At 45.2% G+C, this 1782-nt stretch carries 1 pseudogene; it reads right to left on the bottom strand.

From position 1 onward, the window contains the following. Positions 1-1782 (bottom strand): annotated as a pseudogene (locus tag RMO55_RS11075) (hypothetical protein); the annotation flags it as partial.

The following is a 1782-nucleotide window of genomic DNA, read 5'->3' as shown; positions in this document are numbered from 1 at the left end:
CCGTAAATAGGTGACAGCCTGAGCGGGTTCGTAAGGATGGTTGGGGGGGAAATTAATGTTCTCAGTCCGAGTTATCGGCAGATTAGTGTCGGGATCGATGTCTGAGATTTTCCCGACTATCGGTTGAGATAGATCGATGATCTCGTTCAACCGCTCGTGAATGCTAGCATATCGATCGAGGTAATCAACCAGTAAAATTGGATCTACTTTACCTTCACGAATTTTCCCCAACTTCATGTAATTGACTTGCTGCATATCCCTAATCAAGTCTGGAGGAAAAACAATTCCTTTCTTTTGATTGATGGGTGTAGCTACCAGAATTGCTGCATGATAAGCTCCCAATAACTGTCCAATCGGTTCTTTCACCTTGTACAGATAGTTAGCTTGAGCGCGAGGATCATCTATTTGGCTCTTGATGAAGTCAACGCTATAAAATGGTGCAAATTGTTCAAATGTGGCTTGTAAGTCTTGCGGAACGGTCAAGTATACAGATTCATCTGGATTGACTACTGATTCTGCGTCTGTGCGATATTTTTGGTAGGCACCGAAAATTAGTTGTAATGTCTCAGCTTGCAGTTTTTCTCCATTGATTCGCTCCTTCGGTGATAGCTCTCCCTCGGTACTGGCAATAATAAAATCTAAGCTGGCATAGAGTTTATTGATTTGACCCAGTTCAGTATTAATGACACCTACATAGGATTTGAGCCGTTCGACCACCATTTTTGGCAAATCTTCACTTTGAATTTGCTGCTTCTCATCTTTGGAGACAAAGTGCATCAACTTCTCTGGAGTCAAATTATCGACGACTTCTGCATAAAAGTTGGGATAATCTTGCTCGGCAAATAAAGCGATTTCATCTCCATCGAAATCTGCCTTCATCGCCTCCAAATTAGTCCGCCAAGATGCTTGTGCGGCTTCGATCGATCCAAACTCTTCGATAATCTGTTGATAGGTTTCTGGGTTATCCTGCTCGATTTCTGCCAGTGTTTGACGACCGACATAGATCGCATCGGGAATGACTCCTTCCAGTTTGGGATTGAGGAAGAAGGAAATATCGTTATTGACTTCTACCGCCTGTACTTGTCCGCGATTGAGAACGGGAAACCGCAGGGCGACGTGCTTATCGCCAGTATTTAATCCCGCTCCAGCGATTTGGTTATGCTTGAGTTCGCCACAAACGACAATCGGGCGAAATTCACCACGGAGCGATGGGATTGCACCCTCCTTGATGTTTTTAATTTGGCTATCGACATACTCTTGGAGGTTAGCGCGGACGCTAGGGAGTTCGAGCAGCCCCCAGTTCTTCGATTCGAGGATCGTGTCGATAAAGGCGATATTTCCTGGTAGTTCCACTTCTGGTTTACCTTTTCTGATGTCTTCCTGTTGGGAGATTTTAAAGGTACGCACATAGTCTTCAGCTAGACTGATGAGATCCATCTGCTTCTGCTGCAAGTCTTGAATTGCCGTTTGAACGGGAATAGCCAGATCCTTTGCTAATCCGACAGCGTACAAGTCCTGGACAGAACCGAGTTTGGCAGTGGTTTGGCGAAAATTTGTGGTTCTGGTGATAAATAGATCCGTAGGATCGACTTCATGGATGCCGATTTCAGAGGGGAGTTTCCCACCGCCTAAACCTTTGAGCATAGAGGTAGTGAGAACGAGATCCACATCTACATCGACACCGTGAGTGGCAAAGTATTGCTGGAGGTTGAGGGGAGTGACTGTACCTTTAATATAGTAAGCACCAATCTTGGGATCGAGACTATAGCCCCGCACTTGGGA

The organism is Chamaesiphon sp. VAR_48_metabat_135_sub, from assembly GCF_031418915.1.
Taxonomy (GTDB): domain Bacteria; phylum Cyanobacteriota; class Cyanobacteriia; order Cyanobacteriales; family Chamaesiphonaceae; genus Chamaesiphon.
The sequence above is the reverse complement of the archived record's forward strand: the minus strand, read 5'-3'. Positions and strand labels throughout refer to the sequence as shown.